General features: G+C 63.2%; 23 protein-coding genes and 1 tRNA gene. 15 read left to right on the forward strand and 9 right to left on the reverse strand.

Going from position 1 to position 21,217, the window contains the following annotated elements; translation table 11 throughout:
• Positions 1–18 precede the first annotated feature (18 nt).
• Complete coding sequence (locus tag ACE04I_RS01630) at positions 19–984, forward strand: YihY/virulence factor BrkB family protein (RefSeq protein WP_082118447.1); 966 nt, start codon at positions 19–21, stop codon at positions 982–984.
• On the opposite strand, the gene gluQRS is transcribed toward ACE04I_RS01630, so the two are convergent.
• Positions 922–1,803, reverse strand: coding sequence for a tRNA glutamyl-Q(34) synthetase GluQRS (gene gluQRS / locus ACE04I_RS01635; RefSeq protein ID WP_046796368.1), 882 nt, complete (start codon positions 1,801–1,803; stop codon positions 922–924). The two genes, ACE04I_RS01630 and gluQRS, sit on opposite strands and share 63 nt — an antisense overlap.
• Positions 1,804–1,850: 47 nt before the next feature.
• Between gluQRS and ACE04I_RS01640 the strand changes: the two genes are divergently transcribed.
• Both ACE04I_RS01640 and ACE04I_RS01645 read left to right on the forward strand, forming a co-directional pair.
• Complete coding sequence (locus ACE04I_RS01640) at positions 1,851–2,492, forward strand: DNA-3-methyladenine glycosylase family protein (RefSeq protein ID WP_487206438.1); 642 nt, start codon at positions 1,851–1,853, stop codon at positions 2,490–2,492.
• A gap of 102 nt (positions 2,493–2,594) precedes the next feature.
• Positions 2,595–3,152, forward strand: a complete 558-nt coding sequence (locus tag ACE04I_RS01645; RefSeq protein ID WP_046796369.1) for an HNH endonuclease — start codon at positions 2,595–2,597, stop codon at positions 3,150–3,152.
• Between the two features lie 9 nt (positions 3,153–3,161).
• On the opposite strand, the gene ACE04I_RS01650 is transcribed toward ACE04I_RS01645, so the two are convergent.
• Entirely contained in the window at positions 3,162–3,668 is a 507-nt protein-coding gene (locus ACE04I_RS01650; RefSeq protein ID WP_487206420.1) for a disulfide bond formation protein B, read from the reverse strand.
• Between the two features lie 295 nt (positions 3,669–3,963).
• Between ACE04I_RS01650 and mog the strand changes: the two genes are divergently transcribed.
• Positions 3,964–4,485: a molybdopterin adenylyltransferase gene (mog, locus tag ACE04I_RS01655; RefSeq protein WP_046796371.1), complete on the forward strand. Its 522-nt coding sequence runs from the start codon at positions 3,964–3,966 to the stop codon at positions 4,483–4,485.
• Positions 4,486–4,512: 27 nt separating this feature from the next.
• Here mog and ACE04I_RS01660 read toward each other — a convergent pair.
• A tRNA-Leu gene (locus tag ACE04I_RS01660) sits at positions 4,513–4,597 on the reverse strand.
• 234 nt (positions 4,598–4,831) lie between these two features.
• On the opposite strand from ACE04I_RS01660, the gene ACE04I_RS01665 reads away from it, so the two are divergent.
• Positions 4,832–5,572: a hypothetical protein gene (locus ACE04I_RS01665; protein ID WP_046796372.1), complete on the forward strand. Its 741-nt coding sequence runs from the start codon at positions 4,832–4,834 to the stop codon at positions 5,570–5,572.
• 41 nt (positions 5,573–5,613) lie between these two features.
• On the opposite strand, the gene ACE04I_RS01670 is transcribed toward ACE04I_RS01665, so the two are convergent.
• The 3 genes from ACE04I_RS01670 to secA form a co-directional block, all read right to left on the reverse strand.
• On the reverse strand, positions 5,614–6,894 hold the full coding sequence (locus ACE04I_RS01670) for a GNAT family N-acetyltransferase (RefSeq protein ID WP_082118448.1): 1,281 nt from the start codon (positions 6,892–6,894) through the stop codon (positions 5,614–5,616).
• Between the two features lie 2 nt (positions 6,895–6,896).
• On the reverse strand, positions 6,897–8,318 hold the full coding sequence (locus ACE04I_RS01675) for a lipopolysaccharide biosynthesis protein (protein WP_280950073.1): 1,422 nt from the start codon (positions 8,316–8,318) through the stop codon (positions 6,897–6,899).
• Between the two features lie 161 nt (positions 8,319–8,479).
• Positions 8,480–11,194, reverse strand: a complete 2,715-nt coding sequence (gene secA, locus ACE04I_RS01680) for a preprotein translocase subunit SecA (protein WP_046796374.1) — start codon at positions 11,192–11,194, stop codon at positions 8,480–8,482.
• A gap of 246 nt (positions 11,195–11,440) precedes the next feature.
• Here secA and ACE04I_RS01685 point away from each other — a divergent pair, with 246 nt between their 5' ends.
• The 6 genes from ACE04I_RS01685 (at position 11,441) to ACE04I_RS01710 (ending at position 15,473) form a co-directional block, all read left to right on the forward strand.
• Positions 11,441–12,316 carry a peptidylprolyl isomerase gene (locus tag ACE04I_RS01685; RefSeq protein ID WP_046796375.1) on the forward strand — a complete coding sequence of 292 codons (876 nt, stop codon included), beginning with the start codon at positions 11,441–11,443 and terminating at the stop codon, positions 12,314–12,316.
• Positions 12,317–12,375: 59 nt separating this feature from the next.
• Positions 12,376–13,617: a bifunctional glutamate N-acetyltransferase/amino-acid acetyltransferase ArgJ gene (gene argJ / locus ACE04I_RS01690; protein WP_046796376.1), complete on the forward strand. Its 1,242-nt coding sequence runs from the start codon at positions 12,376–12,378 to the stop codon at positions 13,615–13,617.
• Between the two features lie 6 nt (positions 13,618–13,623).
• The gene (locus ACE04I_RS01695; RefSeq protein WP_082118449.1) at positions 13,624–14,397 is read left to right on the forward strand and encodes a GNAT family N-acetyltransferase; all 774 of its coding nucleotides are present in this window, start codon (positions 13,624–13,626) and stop codon (positions 14,395–14,397) included.
• 2 nt (positions 14,398–14,399) lie between these two features.
• Positions 14,400–14,813 (forward strand): 8-oxo-dGTP diphosphatase MutT, encoded by a 414-nt coding sequence (gene mutT / locus ACE04I_RS01700; protein ID WP_046796378.1) that lies wholly within the window; start codon positions 14,400–14,402, stop codon positions 14,811–14,813.
• A 106-nt stretch (positions 14,814–14,919) separates the two neighbouring features.
• Positions 14,920–15,237, forward strand: a complete 318-nt coding sequence (locus ACE04I_RS01705) for a hypothetical protein (protein ID WP_046796379.1) — start codon at positions 14,920–14,922, stop codon at positions 15,235–15,237.
• A gap of 62 nt (positions 15,238–15,299) precedes the next feature.
• Positions 15,300–15,473 carry a Flp family type IVb pilin gene (locus ACE04I_RS01710; RefSeq protein ID WP_046796380.1) on the forward strand — a complete coding sequence of 58 codons (174 nt, stop codon included), beginning with the start codon at positions 15,300–15,302 and terminating at the stop codon, positions 15,471–15,473.
• A gap of 6 nt (positions 15,474–15,479) precedes the next feature.
• Here the strand turns inward: ACE04I_RS01710 and ACE04I_RS01715 are convergent, their stop codons facing one another.
• Complete coding sequence (locus tag ACE04I_RS01715) at positions 15,480–16,364, reverse strand: methyltransferase domain-containing protein (RefSeq protein ID WP_046796381.1); 885 nt, start codon at positions 16,362–16,364, stop codon at positions 15,480–15,482.
• Between the two features lie 119 nt (positions 16,365–16,483).
• Here ACE04I_RS01715 and ACE04I_RS01720 point away from each other — a divergent pair, with 119 nt between their 5' ends.
• The 4 genes from ACE04I_RS01720 to ACE04I_RS01735 are packed head-to-tail and all read left to right on the forward strand — an operon-like array spanning position 16,484 to position 18,808.
• Complete coding sequence (locus ACE04I_RS01720) at positions 16,484–17,200, forward strand: ComF family protein (RefSeq protein ID WP_487206421.1); 717 nt, start codon at positions 16,484–16,486, stop codon at positions 17,198–17,200.
• Between the two features lie 58 nt (positions 17,201–17,258).
• Positions 17,259–17,516 (forward strand): glutaredoxin 3, encoded by a 258-nt coding sequence (gene grxC / locus ACE04I_RS01725; RefSeq protein ID WP_046796382.1) that lies wholly within the window; start codon positions 17,259–17,261, stop codon positions 17,514–17,516.
• A 12-nt stretch (positions 17,517–17,528) separates the two neighbouring features.
• Entirely contained in the window at positions 17,529–18,383 is an 855-nt protein-coding gene (locus ACE04I_RS01730) for a carbon-nitrogen hydrolase family protein (protein WP_046796383.1), read from the forward strand.
• A complete protein-coding gene (locus ACE04I_RS01735) occupies positions 18,380–18,808 on the forward strand; it encodes a DUF1178 family protein (RefSeq protein WP_046796384.1) in 429 nt (142 codons plus the stop codon). Before ACE04I_RS01730 ends, ACE04I_RS01735 begins: the two co-directional genes overlap by 4 nt.
• A gap of 116 nt (positions 18,809–18,924) precedes the next feature.
• On the opposite strand, the gene ubiG is transcribed toward ACE04I_RS01735, so the two are convergent.
• Positions 18,925–19,671 (reverse strand): bifunctional 2-polyprenyl-6-hydroxyphenol methylase/3-demethylubiquinol 3-O-methyltransferase UbiG, encoded by a 747-nt coding sequence (gene ubiG, locus ACE04I_RS01740; protein WP_046796437.1) that lies wholly within the window; start codon positions 19,669–19,671, stop codon positions 18,925–18,927.
• 52 nt (positions 19,672–19,723) lie between these two features.
• Positions 19,724–20,128 (reverse strand): hypothetical protein, encoded by a 405-nt coding sequence (locus tag ACE04I_RS01745; protein WP_137326711.1) that lies wholly within the window; start codon positions 20,126–20,128, stop codon positions 19,724–19,726.
• Between the last annotated feature and the right edge of the window lie 1,089 nt (positions 20,129–21,217).

Consider the following 21,217-nt stretch of genomic DNA (forward strand, 5'->3'; position numbering starts at 1 on the left):
GTTACAACGGAGTCCCAAGTGTCGGAAGAAATCCGCCCGTACCGCTGGTACAGCCTTGCCTACAAGGTGCTTTACGACGCCTATTGCCACTTCAACGAAGACGATGGCTGGGCGCTGGCAAGTCATGTGGCGCTGTCCGGATTGCTGGCGCTCTTCCCCTTCCTGATCTTCGGCACGGCGCTTGCGGGCTTCCTCGGGGCGGATAAATTCTCGGAGACGGCAGTCCATCTCCTCTTCGATATCTGGCCCGCCGATATCGCCGATCCGCTGGCGCGGGAAATCCAGCGGGTGCTCACCATTCCCCGCGGCGGGCTTCTCACCGTCTCGGTGCTTGCGGCGGCCTATTTCGCCTCGAATGGTGTGGAGGCGCTGCGCATTTCTCTCAACCGAGCCTACCGGGTGCAGGAAACGCGTTATTGGTACGTGACGCGCCTGGCCAGCCTCGGCTACGTCATCGTGGCCGTCGTCATCTTCGCCGTCATCAGCATCGTGCTGGTCGCCGTGCCGGTGGCGCTGCGCTTTGCCGAAACCCGATTTCCCTGGCTGGCGGCTGACCTTGCCGTCGTCTCCAGTTGGGGCCTGTTCGGCACGGTGCTGGTGCTGGCCATTGGCCTCGTTTTCTCGCATAAATGGCTGCCGGCCGGATCGAGGCGGATCATCGACGTCCTGCCGGGCGTGGCGTTGACCCTGCTTCTCTGGTCGCTCGGAGCCTATCTTTTCGCGTCCTATCTCGCGACTTTCGCCAATTATGCGGCCACCTATGCCGGCCTCGCCTCGATCATGATCGTGCTGGTCTTCCTCTACATGGTCGGCGTGATCTTCATGCTGGGAGCGGAGGTCAACGCGGCGCTGATGAAGTATCGCGTCTATTCCGTGGTTTCGAGGGTGCGCAGCCGCAGCAGGCGCCGCGAAATGCTAGCCTCAGAGCCCGACGAGGTGGCGGATGTCGAGGGGCGAAAGCCCCTGAAGTCGCAGAGCCGCTAGACCGGTCGCCCCTTCGCTCTTCGCCAATTTTCGGCCATCTTCGCCCAGCACCAGCCGGTGGTGGTGGTAAAGAGGCTCGGGAAGGCCCAGAAGCTCCTGCAGCAATCGATGGACCGCGGTCGCCTCGAAGAGATCGAGCCCCCGCACCACGTGCGTGATGCCCTGAACGGCGTCGTCCACCGTGACCGACAGATGGTAGCTCGACGGCGCATCGGAGCGCGACAGTACCACGTCGCCCCAGATTGCCGGATCGCAGGCAATCTCGCCTTGCGGCCCGTCGCCGGTTTCGCGGAAGGTCAGCGGCTTGCCGAGCAGTTCCAGGGCCCTTCCCATGTCCAGCCGAAACGCATGACGCAAGCCTTTGTCCATGAGGGCCTTACGCTCGCCCTCGCTCCTCAGCCTGTCATCTTCCGGATAGAGCGGCGAACCGTCCGGATCGCGCGGCCAGGTCTTTCCCGCCGCCTCGAAAGCCGCGACCCTGGCCTTTACCTCGCCGCGGGTCATGAAGGCCGGGTAGACGAGGCCCATTGCGTGCAGCTGTTCCAGGGTCGTGCGATAGGTATCGAAATGCTCCGACTGCCGCCGCACCGGCTGTTCCCACTGGAGCCCCAGCCATGCGAGGTCCCGGTAGATCGCCTCTTCGAATTCCGGCGTCGAGCGGGCAAGGTCGATATCCTCGATCCGCAGCAGAAACCGACCGCCGCTCGCCCTTGCCATGTCGTAGTTCAGAAGCGCCGAAAGAGCATGGCCAAGGTGAAGCAGGCCGTTCGGGCTTGGCGCGAAACGATAGACGGGTTTATCAGAGGGCGTGACGGGCATGATTTTTCTTCTGCCATGCTTTCGAGGAAACGGCCATGGGAAAGCCGATGACGATCATTCGCGACCATTCGCATATCGAGGAGGGGCTCGAAGCCCTGGCCGGCATCGATCCGCGGCTTTCCGCCATCATCGAGGTAGCGGGGCCGGTGCCGCTGCGGCTGCAGGAACCCGGCTTTGCCGGGCTTGCCTCCATCGTCGTCTCGCAGATGGTCTCGAAGGCGAGCGCTGCGGCCATCTGGAGGCGAATCACCGCCGCGGGTCCCGTGACCGCCGCCAGTTACCTGGCCCACGATCCTGCCGTGGTGGCCACCTTCGGCCTTTCACGGGCGAAGGCCGCAACGCTGATCGGTCTCTCTAGGGCGATTTCCGAAAACAGCCTCGATCTCGAATCGATCGGCCGCATGGAACCCCGCGACGCCATAACGGCACTCACTCGGCTCCCAGGCATCGGACCATGGACGGCGGAGGTCTATCTGATGTTCTCTGCCGGACATGCCGATATCTTTCCCTCGGGAGACGTTGCCCTGCAGGCTTCCGTCGCCCATGCCTTCGGCCTGGAGGCGCGTCCCTCCTCGAAAAAACTGGCGGAACTCGCGGAAATCTGGAGCCCGTGGCGATCGGTCGCAGCAAGGCTTTTTTGGGCCTATTATGCGGCGCGGATGCGGCGGGACGTGACGCCGCTGCCGTGACTGCGGACGAGAGTTATCTATCTGCATTTATTGGCTTCACAATCCTGTAACAACGGACCTAATATAGAAGATACGGAAGCCGAATCGGGTAGGAGCGTCACGTTGACGATCGCAGTCTCCCCGCAGGCCCTGCCGGCGCTCGTCTTGAACGCCGACTACCGGCCGCTGAGCTATTATCCCTTGTCGCTATGGTCCTGGCAGGACGCGATCAAGGCGGTTTTCCTCGACCGAGTGAATATCATCGCTGAATACGAGCATTCCGTCTCGTCACCCAGCTTCTCGATGCGGCTGCCGAGTGTCGTCAGCCTCAAGACCTATATCCAGCCGACCCGCAATCCGGCGTTCACGCGCTTCAACGTCTTCCTGCGTGACAAGTTCGAGTGCCAGTATTGCGGCCATGACGACGACCTGACCTTCGACCATGTGATCCCGCGCGCCCATGGCGGCGAGACGACCTGGGAAAACGTCGTGGCCGCCTGTTCGCCCTGCAATCTGAAGAAGGGCAGCAAGCTGCCGAAGCAGGCGGGCATGTTCCCGCATCAGAAGCCCTATCAGCCCACGGTGCAGGACCTGCACAACAATGGCAGGCTCTTCCCGCCGAACTACCTGCATGAAAGCTGGATGGACTATCTCTACTGGGATACCGTGCTGCAGCCCTGATCCGTGCTCTTACGCTCTCTTCGCGCCGACGAAGGCAATCGCCGCCAGGATGAGGCTTGCGATGACGTTCCAGCCCGCGAACGAAAGACCAAGCACGCGCAGCGCTGCCTGCGTGCAGGAGGGGCCATGCACCGCGTTCAGGTCGTCGAGTAGGCTGCCGGCATTGGTGGTCATGGCGCCGCCCCCGCCGCAGCTCGCCGGGCCTTCCCAGAAGCCCCACTCGACGCCCGCATGAAAGACGCCCATGCCGGCGCCGACCAGCATCATCACGCCGACGACGGCGAGAAGCGCGCGGGTGATCCAGGCTGGCAGGCCAAGCGCGGATGTGGCGATCGCGGCAATGCCGACGGGGATGCCGTAGTAATAGGGGTCGCGCTGGAGCAGGCAGAGCGCGCAGGGGATATAGCCGCCGATATGCTCGAATGCGAGCGCGCCGCCGACCGCCGCCGCCATGCCGAGCGTCACGACGAGAGGGAAACCGATGCGGGACTTGGCGGTCATGACTGCAAGCGCCATTCGCTTCTCCTGAAATTTCATCTGGCCGTTGGGCGGCTGAAGTTCCCTTAGATCACATGGGAATGCGCTGTAAATGTGTGCCGATGACGCAACTGGGCCGGTGCCGCCAATTTTTCGTGAGGTGCCGCAACGATCGGGCCGATTTCGATTTCCAGCGAAACGAGACCCCGCTCTTCACATGTTTCCACCCTTCACATGTTATTGTCACCGAATACGCGAGCACGGTTGCCTGGCTCCGGCAGATCGTAGAGGATGAGCGGGTATCGCAAAACCGTCCGACAGATTGGAATAAGCCTTGAAGATTGCCGTCGTCACGATTTCCGACCGCGCCAGCCGCGGCGAATACGAAGATCTGAGCGGTCCGGCGATTGCCCAATGGCTGGCGGCGGCGATAGTGACGCCTTACGAACTGGTTCGGCGCATCATTCCCGATGGCATGGCGTCGGTACGCGATACGGTGATCGATCTTTGCGACAGCGAGCGTTGCGACCTGGTTCTGACGACGGGCGGCACGGGCCCGAGCCCGCGCGACGAGACCCCGGAAGCCATGCGCGCCGTCCTGGAGAAAGAGCTGCCGGGATTTGGCGAACTCATGCGGCGCGCCAGTCTCGAACAGACGCCCACCGCCATTCTTTCGCGGCAGACCGCGGGCACGCGCGGCAAATCCTTCATTCTGAACCTGCCGGGAAAGCCTGCTTCGATCGCCATGACGCTCGATGCGGTGTTTCCGGCCATTCCCTATTGCCTGGATTTGATCGGCGCCGGACGGATCGAAACCGATCCGGCGGTCGTCAAGGCGCACCGCCCGCAAGGTTGAAACTTTCGATTTGATATCCGGAAGCTTTGGTGCGGGCGGTCGGACTCGAACCGACATGTCTTGCGACGGCGGATTTTGAGTCCGCTGCGTCTACCAATTCCGCCACGCCCGCGCCGAGATGGTGCCAAGGCCTCTATCATGCAGCGGCGCTCGCGCGCAAGTGCAGGCACGAACGATCTTTGTCGAGGCTGAAGCGTTTCATCCGGCGACATGTGTTCCTTCGCCTTAGACGATCCTTAATGATGATCTCAGGTTGCATCCCGATTGCTGAAACAAGGGGGGATTTGGCGAGTTCTCCTCGCGCTTAGTCCGGCAATGGATGCCGGGTTCCAGGAGGATGGAGATCATGCGGAAATCTCTTCGTATCATGTTTTTGTCGAGTTGCGTCGTTCTTCCTCTGGCCGCATCGGGCTTTGCCCAAGGCCTGTCGATCGGCGGAGAAAACGGCTTGAGCGTCGGGGTGGATACCAGCGGCGGGCTCGGGGTCGATGCGTCCCTCGGCGGCTCCAACGGTGTCAATGCGAGCGCCGATGTGGGGGGGCGAGACAGCCTCGCGGATGTCGATGCCTCGGTCGGCGGGCGGAATGGCGTCAACGCCGATGCGAATGTGGGTAGCCGCAGCGGCGGCGGCCTCGGCGCGACCGCCAATGCATCCGTGGGTGGTTCGAACGGCATCAATACCGGTGCCGATGTCGGTATCGGCGGACGTGACGGCGTGGATGCGGATGTCACCGCTTCCGTCGGCGGGCGCGACGGGATCAATGCAGGCGTCGGCCTGGGTATCGGTTCCGGCGGCATCGATGCGGATGTGGATATCGGCATCGGCGGTCCCGGTTCGGGTGGTCCGGGCAATGGCGGACCTGGCAACGGCGGACCGGGTAACGGTGGCCCCGGCAATGGCGGTCCCGGAGCCGGCGGACCGGGTGGAGGCTCCGGCCTGACCCCATCGCAGCGGCAGGCTTTCAACGGCATGTCGCGGGCCGAGCAGCGCAGGCTTCTTTATCGCTGCGCCGATATAACGGCGAACGGCGGCGATGCGGCGCTGGTCAGCCTCTGCAGGATGCTGCGGACGACCGCATCCCGCTAAATGATCGCGTCACGGGCTCGCCGCAAACAGGCGGGCCCGTGTCACTCCGCCCGGCCGGCCATCGAGAGGATCTTCTGGCGGAGCATTCGCGCCATGTTGCGCGTGTTGCGGTAGAGGTGAAGCTGGGCCGCCACCTGCCGCACGTCGCGGTCGCCGTTCTCGGCGAGCCCGATGACGAGGCTTCCCATCTCCTCGCGCTCCTCCCAGAAGCGGCTCATGATCGGGTGATCCGGCACGGCGCAGCTATCGGTGCGAACGATATTGGCGTCCTCGAGATGCCACTCGGTCAGCTTCATCATCAAGAGCTTGCCCGGAGAATAGCGGGCGAAATTCTCGTCATAGGCCGTCTTCCAGGTATAGGCCTCGCCGGCCATGAGGAAGACGATCAGGGATGCGATGGCGCGCCCCTCGAAATCGAGGGTGTGAATGCGCACCGCATCCACCTCGGCGAGATTGGTGATCGCCTCGCGGGCGAAGGCCGAGCGGTAGCGGTCGTTGATCAGTGCCGAGCGCTTGCGGCCCTTCCAGCCTCGGGCTTCCAGCGCCAGGAACTCTTCCATCCGCAGACGGACCTCTTCCGGCTGACGGGCCACGCTGTAGTCGAGCCTACCTTGCCGGCCGAGCTGGCGCCACAGGCGTCGCATCTCCCGTAGATGATGGGCGGAGACCGCCCGCTTGAGATAGGCTTCACCATCGAGGTCGCTTGCGAGCATCGGCCGGGTGAAGGCGTCGGTGAGCGTGATCGGCAGGTTCCGCCCGATCGCCACTGCCCTTGCGAGCTGGGCGAAACGGCCGTTCGGGCGGATATCCGGCATGACCAGCACGGAGGGCAGGCGCGCCTCGCGCCGGGCCAGCCCTTCCAGCAGGTTGTCGATGGTTTCAGCCGCGTCCTCGGCATCCACCAGCGGCGTGCCGAGCGGGCCGAACGGGTTGGCCCATACGCGGATGATCGAGGCGCCGACGGAAAAGCCCGGCCTTTCCACGGTGAACGGCATGAGCAGCCGCATGCGGCTCGCCGCGCCGCTCTCGTCGCGGATGAGCGCGAGCCGGACCTGCTTGTCTTCGACCCTCGGCATTGCGGGGACGAGCAGGCGGGCGCTGAAGAAGATGTTGGGCTCCATCGCGCGGTTGGAGAGGAATTCCAGCTCTTCCTGGAGATCGTAGCCGAACGCAGCCGGATAGAGGCAGAGCTCGCGGCCCGACCGGCCGACCTGCATGCGGGCGTCGGCATCCGGACGCTCGGGTCGGAATGGCTGGCCGAGCGCCGGAAGGAGGGCGCTTCCATTTCTGTGGGGATCGCCGCCGGTCGGGATTTCAGCCATGGTCATCTTGCCTTTGAGGGTGCGGCGGCGAGCGGCGCGGCAAAGGCGAAGAGCACGATGCCAAGCGTCCGGCGGACCGCGATATGCAGAAGAACCGCCTCGATCATCATGGCCAGCGCGGTTGCCATTGCAGCGCCCGTGAGGCCGAAGCGGGGGATGAGGGCGATGTTGAGGCCGATATTGATCGCGAGAATGGCCGCGTAGAGCGCCACGCAGAGTTTCTGCCGGTCGGCCATGCTCAGGAGAACCTCTCCGGGGCCGACCATCGCCTTGGCGAGGATGCCCGCAAACAATATGGCCATCAGGCCGTAGCCGGCGGTAAACGCCGGGCCGAAGAGCGACAGCAGCACCTCGCCCAGCGCCAGAACGACGAGCCCGACGCCGAGCGCCGGCCAGAAACTCCAGCGCGCCGCCTGGCTGGCGAAGGCCGCAAGCGAGGGCATGTCGCCCTCGGCGATGATGGCTGAAAAACGCGGACCTACCGCGGCCTTGATGGCGAAGGAGACGAACTGCACCAGAACGATGGTCTTTGCCGCCGCGTAGTAGATCGCCACCTGGTCCGGGGGCAGGTAGAAACCCACGACCACCACGTCGGCATTGGTGAGCAGGAAGCCGATGCCGTCCACCATGAAGACGGGAAGCGAATAGCGGAACCAGGTGCCCGCCTCGATCTGCAGGCCTCCAGGGCCGTATTCCCGCCGCAGCCGTCTCCGCATGCGAAGGAATTGGGTGAGCGTCGTCACATAGGTGGCGGCGAGTGCGGCCTCCATGGCGGTGGCGGCGGTCTGTGGCGCCCCCATCCAGAGTGCCGCCAGCATGAAGGCGAGGATCAGCGCCGGCCGGATGAGATAGGTCGGGCTGAGCGCGGTGATCGTCCAGCCGCTCGCCCTCGCGGTGCCGTCCAGCACGTCGCCGAGCGCGATCATCGGCAGCGTGAAGAGCGCCAGGAAGACCGGCACCGTCCAATAGGCTTCGATCGTGTCGCCGAAGAAGCGCAGGAAGAGAAAACCGAGGAAGGCAAGCGTGGTTGCCGAAATCATCGCGAAGATGCGGACGCTGACATGGAGCCCGCGAATGGCGTCGAATTCGCCGCGCGCCTTGTGGTGCGGCAGGAAGCGGATGACCGATGTGTGGAAGCCGAGGCAGGAGAGATTGCCGGCGAGCACCACCAGAACCCAGACGAAGGCGAAGATGCCGTATTCGAACTCGCCCATCAGCCGGGCCAGCACGATCTGCGAGATGAAGGCGATCGCGGCGCTCAGGATGCGGATGACGAAGGCGGTCAGCGCGCGACGCTGGGCGCGGGCGTTTTCGCTGTCTTCGGCAAGCGTGGCGGCGAGCTTGCGGGCAAGCGGCAACAGCCGGGCACGCAGACCTGGCGGCAGCAATCTTTCCGCTGTCTCGATGACCGCCATGATGGGCAACGCAAAACTCGAATACGCAAGGGACAATCGGAAGGAATTGTTGCCACGGCAGAGTTAAGAAAGGGTGTTGTGGCGCATCCGGAGTTTAGGAAACGAGCTCTTTCCAAAAGCAAAACGCCGCCCGTTGGGCGGCGTCGCATCGTCATGCCGGGCGATGAATCTCAGACCTGCTCGAAGGCCCCATGGCAATGCTTGTACTTCTTGCCGGAACCGCAGGGGCAGGGCTCGTTGCGGCCGACCTTGCCCCAGGTGGCGGGATCTTCCGGCGTCCGGTCCGGCGCCATGGCGAGGACATTCTGGCCGCCGAAGCCAGCCATTTCGTCCTCGCCTGTCGTCGGATCGAAGTGATGCGCCTCCATGACCTGCGGCGGCTCGGGCGAGGGCGGAGCCTCGCGCACCAGCTCGACGCGCATGATCTGCGCCGTCACCGCTTCGCGGAGGTTGGCGAGCAGGGCCTGGAAGAGTTCGAAGGCCTCCGCCTTGTATTCCTGCAGCGGGTCGCGCTGGGCATAGCCGCGGAAGCCGATGACGGAGCGCAGGTGGTCGAGATTGACGATATGCTCGCGCCACAGATGGTCGAGCGTCTGCAGCACGACCGAGCGCTCGACATAGGTCATGATCCCGGGACCGAAGCGCTCGCGCCGGTCGGCGGCTGCCTTTTCCACCGCCTCGGTGATGCGCTCGCGGATATCTTCCTCGCCGATGCCCTCTTCCTGCACCCAATCCTCGATCGGCAGATCGAGGTTGAGGAGGCGCTGGACATCTTCCCTGAGACCGACCGCATTCCACTGCTCGGCATAGGCGCGCTCGGGGATATGCTTGGTGACGAGAACCTCGATCACCTCGCTGCGCATGTCCTCGATCGTTTCCGATACGTCCTCGGCATCCATCATCTCGATGCGCTGCTCGAAGATCACCTTGCGCTGGTCGTTGGTGACGTCGTCGTATTTCAAGAGGTTCTTGCGGATGTCGAAGTTGCGGGCCTCGACCTTCTTTTGCGCCCGTTCGAGCGCCTTGTTGATCCAGGGGTGGACGATCGACTCGCCTTCCTTGAGACCGAGCTTCTGCAGCATGCCGTCCATGCGGTCGGAGCCGAAGATACGCATCAGGTCGTCCTGGAGCGACAGGTAGAATTTCGAGCGGCCCGGATCGCCCTGGCGGCCGGAGCGGCCGCGCAGCTGGTTGTCGATGCGGCGGCTTTCGTGGCGTTCGGTGGCGATCACGTAGAGACCGCCGGCGGCAAGCGCCTTTTCCTTGAGGCTCTTCACCTCTTCGCGGATGGCGGCTTCCTTGGCGGTGCGTTCCGCCTCGTCCTCGATGCCTTCGAGATCACGCTCGAGACGCATGTCGATATTGCCGCCGAGCTGGATGTCGGTACCGCGGCCGGCCATGTTGGTGGCGATGGTGACGGCACCCGGCACGCCGGCCTGGGAGACGATATAGGCTTCCTGCTCGTGATAGCGTGCGTTCAGCACCTGGAACTTGTCGAAGCCCGATTTGCGCAGCATATCGGCGAGCAGTTCCGATTTCTCGATGGATGTGGTGCCGACCAGCACCGGCTGGCCGCGCTCGTGCGCATCCTTGATCTCGGCGATGATCGCCTTGTACTTCTCGTCGAAGGTCCGATAGACCTCGTCGTCCTCGTCGATGCGCTGGATCGGCAGGTTGGTCGGCACTTCGACTACTTCCAGCCTGTAGATGTTGCTGAATTCCTCCGCTTCCGTCGAGGCCGTGCCGGTCATGCCGGCGAGCTTTTCGTACATGCGGAAATAGTTCTGGAAGGTGATCGAGGCGAGCGTCTGGTTCTCGGGCTGGATCTGCACCTTTTCCTTGGCTTCCAACGCCTGGTGCTGGCCTTCGGAATAGCGGCGGCCCGGCATCATGCGGCCGGTGAACTCGTCGATGATGACGATCTCGCCGTTGCGGACGATGTAGTCCTTGTCGCGGGTGAAGAGCTTGTGGGCCTTCAGCGCGTTGTTGATGTGGTGAACGATCGCGACGTTCTCGACGTCGTAGAGCGATTCGCCCTTCAGGAGCCCGGCCTGACGCAGCAGGTTTTCGAGCTTCTCCGTTCCCTCTTCCGAGAAGTTGGCGGAGCGCTGCTTTTCGTCGATCTCGTAGTCGGCTTCGTCCAGCATCGGAATGAAGGCGTCGATCGTATTGTAGAGATCGGAGCGGTCGTCGAGCGGGCCGGAAATGATGAGCGGCGTGCGCGCCTCGTCGACCAGGATGGAATCCACTTCGTCGACGATCGCGTAATTGTGGCCGCGCTGGACCATCTGCGACCGCTCGTACTTCATGTTGTCGCGAAGATAGTCGAAGCCGAGCTCGTTATTGGTCGCGTAGGTGATGTCGCAGGCATAGGCCGCGCGGCGCTCGTCGTCGTTGAGACCGTGGACGATGACGCCGGTGGTGAGCCCGAGGAAGCCGTAGAGCTTGCCCATCGTGCCGGCGTCGCGGCTGGCCAGATAGTCGTTGACGGTCACCACGTGAACGCCCTTGCCGGCGAGCGCGTTCAGGTAGACCGGAAGGGTAGCCACCAGGGTCTTGCCTTCACCCGTCTTCATTTCGGCAATGGAGCCTTCATGCAGGATCATGCCGCCGGTAAGCTGCACGTCGAAGGGACGCATTCCGAGAACGCGGCGCGAGGCTTCGCGCACCACGGCGAAGGCCGGTATCAGGATATCGTCGAGCGTCTTGCCCTCGGCCAGCAACTGCCGGAACTCGCCGGTCTGGGCTGCCAGCTGCTGATCGGTGAGAGCCTTCGTCTTCTCCTCGATGGCATTGATCGCATCGATCTTGGAGCGGTAGGAGCGGACGCGGCGATCATTCGCCGAACCAAACAATTTGCGGGCTATGCCGCCGAAGCTGACCATACGAATGGTCCTTTCTCAAGATGTCTGCCTAAGACTCGCGGGCTTGCGGCATCACGGTTCTTTGTCCTCAAAACCCCGTGCGTGGCCCGGAAACTCTTCTGGACGCAAAGTTGCGTGACAGATAAGAGGGGGGTCGAATTATGTCAACGGTGACGGCTGATACACAATGGCCACAATCCGGTGTTTGTGAGGGTTTCCGGCCGGAATCGGGTATTCGATGCCGGCGTCTATCGAAAGGTTGAATCGATGTTGCGCAACAAATTTCTCGCAACGGCCGCGCTTGTCGTGGCAGTCTCGTTCCAGGCTCCGGTCTTCGCTCAGGAAGATGCGGTCGTTGCAAAGGTCGGCGATCTGGAGATCCGCCAGTCGGAGCTCGATCTTGCCGTGCAGAACCTCGATCCGCAGCTCCAGCAGTTGCCTGACGACCAGAAGCGCGTCGCCGCGCTGTCAGGTGCGATCGACGTGAAGCTGCTCGCCAAGGGCGCCATCGACGAAGGCATGAAGGATACCGAGGACTTCAAGCAGCGCATGGCCTATATCGAGGCCCGCGAACTGCACAATTCCTACTTCCGCAAGCATGTCGTGGATGCCGTGACGCCTGAAGAGGTCAAGGCCCGTTACGACAAGGAAGTCGCCGCCATGCCGAAGCAGGAGGAGGTGCATGCCCGCCATATCCTGGTGAAGACCGAGGATGAGGCGAAGGCGGTCATCGCCGAACTCGACGGCGGCAAGGATTTCGCGGAAGTCGCCAAGGAGAAATCCCAGGATTCCAACAAGGACGACGGCGGCGATCTCGGCTGGTTCACCAAGGGCCGCATGGTTCCCGAGTTCGAGGAAGCGGCCTTCACGCTGGAAAAGGGCGCCTATACCAAGACCCCGGTAAAGTCGCAGTTCGGCTTCCACGTCATCAAGCTCGAAGACCGCCGCGACGTGCAGCCGCCGGCGCTGGATCAGGTTCAGGACCAGGTCAAGCAGCTCGTGATGCGCGACAAGTACCTGGCTGTGATCGAGAAGGCCAAGGGCGAGGAGAAGGTCGAGATCGTCGACGAGGCGCTCCGCAAGGGCTACGAGGACGCCAACAAGGCGCCGGAAGCCGGCCAAGAGCCTGCGCCGCAGCAGTAACATTCAGTTGAGGGCCCGGTTTTCCGGGCCCTTCCACGTTCAGCCCGGGTTGCTATCAGATGTCCGTCTCCGTTTCCCCCCTTGCCCCGAAGTCCTATCCCGAGATGCCGGCGCTGCGCGGCGTTCGCATGGCGACCGCCGCTGCCGGCATCAAATACAAGAACCGCACGGACGTGCTTTTGATGGTCTTCGACAAGCCGGCCTCGGTGGCCGGCGTCTTCACCCGTTCCAAGTGCCCTTCGGCGCCGGTGGATTTCTGCCGCGCCAATCTGTCGCATGGGGTGGCGCGCGCCGTGGTCGTCAATTCCGGTAATGCGAACGCCTTCACCGGCCTGAAGGGACGGGCAGCGACGGCGCTGACCGCGAAATCGGCCGCCGAGGCCGTCGGCTGTGCCGAGAACGAGATCTATCTCGCCTCGACCGGCGTCATCGGTGAGCCGCTCGATGCCTCCAAGTTCGCAGGCGTGCTGGGTGACATGAACACCTCGGCGACGGGCGATTTCTGGCAGGAAGCCGCCAAGGCCATCATGACTACCGACACCTATCCGAAGGTCGCTACCCGCACCGCCGAGATCGGCGGCGTGAAGGTGACGATCAACGGCATCGCCAAGGGCGCCGGCATGATTGCTCCCGACATGGCGACCATGCTCTCCTTCGTGGTGACGGATGCGGATATCGCATCGCCCGTGCTGCAATCCCTGCTGTCCGCCGGCGTGGAGCCGAGCTTCAATTCGATGACCGTCGACAGCGACACGTCGACTTCCGACACGCTGATGCTGTTTGCGACTGGTGCCGCCGCCGCGGATGGCCAGAAGCGTATCGAGGACGCGGACGATCCGGCGCTTGCCGGCTTCCGGGCGGCTCTTAACGATCTTCTGAAAGCGCTGGCAATCCAGGTTGCCCGGGACGGTGAAGGCGCGACGAAGATGCTGGAAATCACGGTGACCGGGGCCGAGAGCAATGCGGCGGCAAAGACCATCGCGCTGTCGATCGCCAATTCGCCCCTGGTCAAGACCGCCGCCGCCGGCGAAGACGCCAATTGGGGCCGCATCGTCATGGCCGTCGGCAAGGCCGGCGAAGCCGCCGATCGCGACCGCCTGGCGATCTGGTTCGGCGATGTCCGCGTTGCCCTCAACGGCGAGCGCGATCCGGACTATTCCGAGAACGCTGCGTCGGACGTCATGAAGAAGCAGGATATTCCGGTGAGGGTGGATCTCGGTCTTGGAAACGGCACGGCAACCGTCTGGACCTGCGACCTCACGAAGGAATATGTCGCCATCAACGGCGATTACCGGAGCTGAGGCGTGATGCAGGCATTTTCCCCGCGCAGCGATCTGCCTCTCGTCAGGCGCCTCGAGGCCGTCGGCTTCCGTGCCTGGCCGGCCGCCTCGGTCGCCTATGACGGAAGCTGGCAGATACGCCTCACCGGCGGGCATCCCTCCAAGCGTCTGAACTGCGTCGTGCCGCTCGATCCTTCCGACTGTCGCGACATGGAATTGCGGCTGGAAAAGGCGCGCCAGCGCTTCGAGGCCTATGGCCGGCCGCTGATCGTACGCGAGACGCCGCTCGCACCGCGGCCGCTCATCGAGATGATGGAGAGAAACGGCTGGCAGGCTTTCGAAACGGTCAACGTGCTGACCGCCGACCTCACGAAAATCGATCTTCCCGATACGGTCCATCTCCTGCCCGGCCACAATGTCGGCCGCTTCGTGGATGCGAGCCTTGTCGTGACCGGCGAGGATGCCTCGCTGAAACCGGCGCTTGCGGAAATCCTGAATGCCATCAAGCCGGCAAGCGGCCTCTTCGTTGTCGAGGACCCGGAGACGGGACCGGTTGCGGCGACGCTCTGCGTGCAGGACAACGATCTCGCCGGCATCGTCTCGTTTGCCGTGAAGCCGGAGCGCCGGCGGGAGGGGATCGGCACCGACATGCTCTCCTCGGCGCTGCGCTGGGCGCGGGTCAGCGGTGCGCGCATGGCCTGGCTGCAGGTCGTCGATACCAACGAGCCGGCGCTGGCGCTCTACCGCAAGCTCGGCTTCCGCCATGCCTATGATTATCGCTATTGGCGCAGGGAGGCCTGAGAGTGAGCGAAGGTTCGAAGAAGCTTCTGCTTGTCGCCGCCTGCGCCCTCGTGGATGCCGACGGGCGCATCCTGCTCGCCCAGCGGCCCGAGGGCAAAACGCTCGCCGGCCTCTGGGAATTTCCGGGCGGCAAGGTCGAGCCGGGCGAAACGCCGGAAGAAACCCTGATCCGGGAACTCAACGAGGAACTCGGCATCACGACCAAGGCTGCCTGCCTCGCGCCGCTCACCTTTGCCAGCCACACTTACGAAACCTTCCATCTGCTGATGCCGCTCTATGTCTGCCGGCGGTTCGAGGGCGTGCCGGTCGGACGGGAAGGCCAGGCTATCAAATGGGTGCGGGCCAAGGCGCTTCGCGACTACCCCATGCCTCCGGCCGACGAGCCGTTGATCCCCATTCTCCAGGATCTCCTATAATTCAAATTAGACGGGCCGAATTCATTCCGTATTAACCGTTCATTTAGCCCGGCATGATAGGCCGGATCTCATCAGGGCAGTATTTGCGTGACGGGGCTTTGAGAGAATGGATGAGGAATTCTGGAAGACTGTGCGTGTCCGGCAGCGGGCGACGTACAGGTCCGGTATGACCGGTGCGCTCAATGCCGCACTTCTATTCGGCACGGCTGCAATCGCCCTCTCGCTGATCATCACACCCATGCTTTCGGACCGAACGGACGGGCGGCGGCTTGCCCATGTCCAGGAGGAATTCGACCGGATCACCACCGGCTCGATACAGCCCGACAAGGGTATCAAGCATTACACCATCCGGCGCAGCGTCCTGCAGGAAACGCCGGGTTCCATCTGCATCGTCAAGGGCTACGGCGCGGACGGCGATTGTTGAAACGGCGAAACGTTCCGCATTCGATGCGATCGGGCGGAAGGCAACGGGAATAAGAGCAATCCATGCGTCTCCTTCGATCCTTCCTACGCGACAGCCATGGAGCGAGCGCCGTCGAATATGGGCTAATCGCGGCGATCATCGGCGGCGCCCTCATCCTGGGGCTCGGCGCTTTTTCCGAGGCGTTGCAGAACACCTTTTCGACCGTCGAAAACAACATCGCAAAGCCGATCGACTAAGCGCCTTCATTCGATCTGCGGCTTGCTCGCATCGCGAAGGGCATCGGCGAGCCGCGCCTTTGCCGAACCCGGTTTCAGCGGCTTCTGCTGGCTTTCATGCGGCGCCCAGCCCGAGGCGTAGATGATCGAGAAGGTCGCACGGATGCGGCCGTCCGGATCGGAATAGCGTTCGGCATAGAGTTCCGCGGCTCTCAAGAAGAACCGCCGTGTGACCGGCGTTCTGCTGCGGCCGGCAAGCGGGTTGGTCATGCCCATGGCGCGCAGGTCGCGCATCAGGGGAAACAGGGAATCGTAGCGGACCGTATAGGTTTCCGCATCGACCACCGGCAGCGCGAAACCGGCGCGCTGCAGGAGCCCGCCCATATCGCGGACATCGGCAAAGGGAATGACGCGCGGGCTTGCTCCGCCGCTCAACTCCGCTTCGGCTGCAAGCAGGACATCCCGCAATTCGGCGAGCGTGCCTGCGCCGGGGATCGCCGCGAGAAAGAGGCCGTCCGGCTTCAGCGCGCGGCGGATGCGGATCAGCGTTCCCGGCGTGTCGTTGGTCAGATGCAGCGCCAGAGGCGAGAGCACGAGATTGACGGATTCGGGGGCAAGCGGCACGTCGTCCAATCCCGCTTCCCGCACTTCCTCGCCGGGAGCGGCGAATATCCCGCTGGTTTCGATCCGGCTCATGCTGCCGATCTTGCCGGTCGCCAGGCTTTGCCTTGCCGCGACACCCGTGCCGCCGTGGAGTTCCACGGCCTCTTCGAAACGGCGCTCCACGACGGCGAGGCGCTCGGCCAATTCGCGGGCGGCGATTTCCAGCAGGAAGCCTGCCGCAGCACCGTTACGGGCGAATGCCCTTTCGCGACGGCGGGCGGCCAGGTGCTGATCGAAAAGTATTTCCATATGACGTCGCCTTCATTTCTCCGTTCGCAAAGGCGCTTCGGCTTCGCTAATGTCAAGACATGTCCGCCGAGCAGACCCCTTCCGCTGCGTCAATTCTAGCATCCCTCGCGGGAGGGTGGATGAAGTCGCTCGGCGACCTCGTCTATCCGCCGACCTGCCTCGGCTGCGGCATCCGGACGGGGCGGCATGCCGCCTTCTGCGGAGGGTGCTGGTCGCAAATCCGTTTCATCGAGCGGCCCTATTGCGATCGCCTGGGCCTGCCGTTCTCCTACGATCCCGGACCCGGCATGCTTTCGGCCCAGGCGATCGCCGAGCCGCCGGTGTTCGACCGGCTGCGCTCGGTGGCGATCCACGAGGGGGCAGCCCGCAATCTCGTGCACTCCCTGAAATATCGCGACCGCACCAACCTGGCGCCGATGATGGCCGAATGGATGCTGAGAGCCTCCGACGGCCATGTCGCCAACTGCGACGGCATCGTTCCGGTTCCCCTGCACCGGCTGCGCTTCGCGCTTCGAAAATTCAACCAGGCGGCCGAGCTCGGGCGGCATATCGCCCATCTCTCGGGCAAGCCCTTTCTGCCGGAAGCGCTCGCCAGGGTGAAGCGCACGAGCCGGCAGGTGGGGCTGACCGCGCGGGGCCGGGAGGACAATGTCCGCGGCGCCTTCGCAACCCCTTCGGGCCGGGAGGGGGAGGTTTTCGGCAAGCGCCTCATACTGGTGGACGATGTCTATACCACCGGGGCCACCGTCTCTGCCGCCACGCGCGCGCTGAAGAAGGCGGGAGCCGCGGAGGTCACGGTTTTGACCTTTGCAATGGCTGTCGCCGGGCCTATATGACAATCAAGACAATTTCGCGCGGCCCCGCTTCCGCTCCCGGCCGTGCCTGGAGACATTCATGGCAGATGTGACCATTTATACCCGCCAGTTCTGCGGCTATTGCACCCGCGCCAAAGCCCTGCTTGAATCAAAGGGCATCGACTATGTCGAGCACGACGCGACCTACTCGCAGGAGCTCCGCCAGGAGATGATCGGCAAGGCGAACGGACGTTCGACCTTTCCGCAAATCTTCATCGACGGCCAGCATGTGGGCGGCTGCGACGATCTTCATGCACTCGACCGGGCCGGCAAGCTCGATCCGATGCTGGCGAATTGAGGGAAGTTAGGAATGGCATTCAAGGCTGCAGCGATCCAGATGTGCTCCGGCGTCGATCCGGAGAAGAACGCCGCCGACATGGCCCGCCTCGTGCGGGATGCCGCGGCGCAAGGTGCGGTCTATGTGCAGACGCCGGAAATGACCGGTGCTGTGCAGAAGGATCGCGCCGGGCTTCGTGCGGTGTTGAAGGACGAGGCGAACGACATCGTCGTTTCGACCGCCCGCAGCCTCGCCAGCGAACTCGGCATCCATGTGCATGTCGGCTCGACGGCGATTGCGCTCGACGACGGGAAGATCGCCAATCGCGGCTTCCTCTTCGCGCCCGGCGGCAGCCGGATCTGCACCTATGACAAGATCCACATGTTCGACGTCGATCTCGACAACGGCGAGAGCTGGCGCGAAAGCGCCGTCTATCGGCCCGGCGAGGAAGCGCGGGTGGCCGAGCTGCCCTTCGCCAGGCTCGGCTTCGCAATCTGCTACGACGTGCGCTTCCCCTCGCTGTTCCGGACCGAGGCGGTTGCCGGGGCGGAGGTGCTGACCGTTCCCGCCGCCTTCACCCGCCAGACGGGCGAGGCGCATTGGGAAGTGCTGCTGCGCGCCCGCGCCATCGAGAACGGCGCCTTCCTGATCGCCGCCGCGCAAGCCGGGCTGCATGAAGACGGCCGCGAAACATTCGGCCATTCGATGATCGTCGATCCCTGGGGCAAGGTGCTGGCATCCGCCGGCGGTTCCGGCGAAGCGGTGGTGATCGCCGAGATCGACGTCGCCGAAGTAAAGGCTGCCCGGGGCAAGATCCCGAACCTGAAGAACGCGCGCGAGTTCACGCTCGACACCGTTGCGCCGGCAGCCGGAGGAGTTGCCGCTTGATCCGCTATTCACTGTCCTGCGAGAACGCCCACACTTTCGAAGGCTGGTTTTCGACCAGCGCGGACTTCGACGGGCAGGTGGCGAGCGGCTTTCTGACCTGCCCGGTCTGCAATTCCGCCTCGATCTCCAAGACCCTGATGGCGCCATCCGTTTCGACCGCGCGCAAGAAAGAAGAAAAGCAGGCGGTGGCGATGGACATGGCGCGCGCCGAGGCCGAGGCCAGGCTGAAGGCTGCTGTCGCCGCCATCAAGGCCAATGCCGAGGATGTCGGCGACAAGTTCCCGGAAGAGGCGCGCAAGATCCATTACGGCGAAGCGGACGCTCGCGGCATCATCGGCCAGGCGAGCTTCGGCGAGGTGCGCGATCTCCTCGAGGAGGGCATCGAGGTGGCGCCGCTGCCGGTGCTGCCCGAGGATGCGAACTGAGCGCATCCCGATACGGAACTCATTTCAAAGAACCCGAAGGGCTGGACGGATAATGTCCGGCCCTTCATGCATTTACCGGGAGTGTAGCAGGAGATCGAAGGGCGGGGATGCCGAAATCACCCCGGCCTTTTCGCCAGCAGCATATAGTTCACGTCCATGTCGGAGGAGAGGTTCCAGCGGTCCTGCAGGGGATTGAAGAAGACGCCTGTGCGGTGGATGATTTCCATGCCGCTTGCGGCAAGCGGCCTTTCCAGCTCCTCCGGACGGACCAGCTTTTCGTACTGGTGCGTACCCTTGGGCAGCCAGCGCAGGATGTTTTCCGCCGCGAAGATGGCGAGCGCGCCGGCCTTGAAGGTGCGGTTGATGGTGGCGACGAACATCAGCCCGCCGGGGCGCACCATTTTCGCGCAGGTGGACATGAAGAAATCCACATCCGCGACGTGCTCGACGACTTCCATGTTGAGGACGACGTCGAAGGTCTCGCCGGCTTCGGCAAGCTGTTCGGCAGTCACGGCGCGATAATCGACCACTGTTCCCGTCTCGGCCGCATGGGTGGAGGCAATCCCGATGTTCTTTTCCGAAGGATCGGCGCCGACGACGGTGGCGCCCATGCGCGCGACGGGCTCAGACAAGAGGCCGCCGCCGCAGCCGATGTCGAGCACACGCAAACCGGCGAGCGGCAGGTGGCTCTTGGGGTCTTTGCCGAAATTCTCCGAGACGCGGTCGCGGATATAGGCGAGCCGCACGGGATTGAACTTGTGCAGCGGCTTGAACTTGCCGGTCGGATCCCACCATTCCGCCGCCATGGCGGAAAACCGGTCCACTTCGCTCTGGTCTATGGTGCTGCGGGCGGTCTCGGTCATGGTCGTCATTCCCTCGTTTCAGCGTTTGAAGTCGGATGATCGGAAGGGGAAGTCAAGAGTGCTTCTTGGGCAAGCGCCGTCTTGACGCAGCCTCGACGCAGGCCAGGATCAAATCCATTTTCGGGATGTCCAGCTTTATCTGCAGAAGGTCTGCCATGAGTTTTTTGTAGATATCGAAAACCCATGGCTTCTGGTTTGCGATACAGACGGGGAGATCGGCGCAGGCCTTGCCGCTGAGGCCGATTTCCCGCTGAGCGCGGACAGCCAATGCCTGGTGCGGCGAAGGCTGCATCGGACCACCGCACACGCGCCGGCGGCGGCAGGAGCGCAGACGGCACAGATCATTGCTGATGCACATGAGTGACGAAGCAGCGCGGGAGAGTTCTTCGTGCTGTTCGGCCCGAAGCTTTTCGTAGTCGCTGAAGTCCCTATGTTCAGTCGATGTTTTTGTTCTCAAGACATACTCCTCCCTTGCCCTCGGATCGCGCTTCGCTTGTCCGAGGATGACGAGTAGGCAGACTCGTCCCTTGGCGATCTCGGTTTCTTTCTTTCGTCATCCTCGGATGATCCTCGGGTTTAACCCGAGGACGAGGATTGGCCGGGACACGTCGTTGCCTCGTATTTGTATTTTATGGTGACACGCGACGTGTCCCGTTCGGTGTATTTTTCCGCGCAACTCCGGTCCCTCTGCGGCGGCCCATATGTTGTTGATTATTAGCCGGGCCGGGTTGTGTGCGACACACGCACGCCCCGCCATTTCTCAGGCGAGAGGGAGACCATTTTCTGCGCAGCCCCTGACAACCCGCCTGCATCAACGGCGGATCGAAAGGGCACCGGCCCCATCTCGCCGGCGATGCTTAACCGGTGCAGCCGAAACAGGACTAGGACAGTATGAGGCAAAGTTGGAGAGCGGGGATGAAGAATGATTTAAGTTATTGAAACATTGCGAAAGATGCACCGGATCATCCCCCACTTGAACGGAGAGAACGGCTTGTTTGTGCGGTAGATCCTCGGGACAAGCCCGAGGATGACGAACCTTGAGGTTCTGCAAAAGGTGCCAAACTCGAGGTCGTGCCTTGGGGTACACCCAGCAGTACCGCTCTCGGTGTGGTCTCCAGTGATCCTGGCCTCAGTGATACCGTCCTCGGCGGCTGATCGGGGCACCCTTGCTCGAACCTTCTCTTTCGTCATCCTCGGGCTTGTCCCGAGGATCCAAGCACAAACAACAATCATGAGACGGCAATGGTCCTCTCCGTGGCAAACTCCCTCCGATCTTCCTCGTCAGAGGGAGATGCCGTCGGAGATGACGGAGGGATAACAGCTCCGCAAAATCAGCCTGTGTGTGTCGAGGCACCCCCTCTGCCCTGCCGGGCATCTCCCCCTCAAGGGGGGATCGATATACCGCGCTGCCGCCGTTCACCCTCGCCCCGGGGAGAGGGTGCGCCGAGCGAAGCGGAGGCGGGGGTGAGAGACACGCAAATGAACGCCGGCCCCGATTAAAATCGACCGTATGGAAGGGCAAGTCTTGTTGCCGATGCCGGCGAGT

This window comes from Rhizobium moroccans (assembly GCF_057559155.1).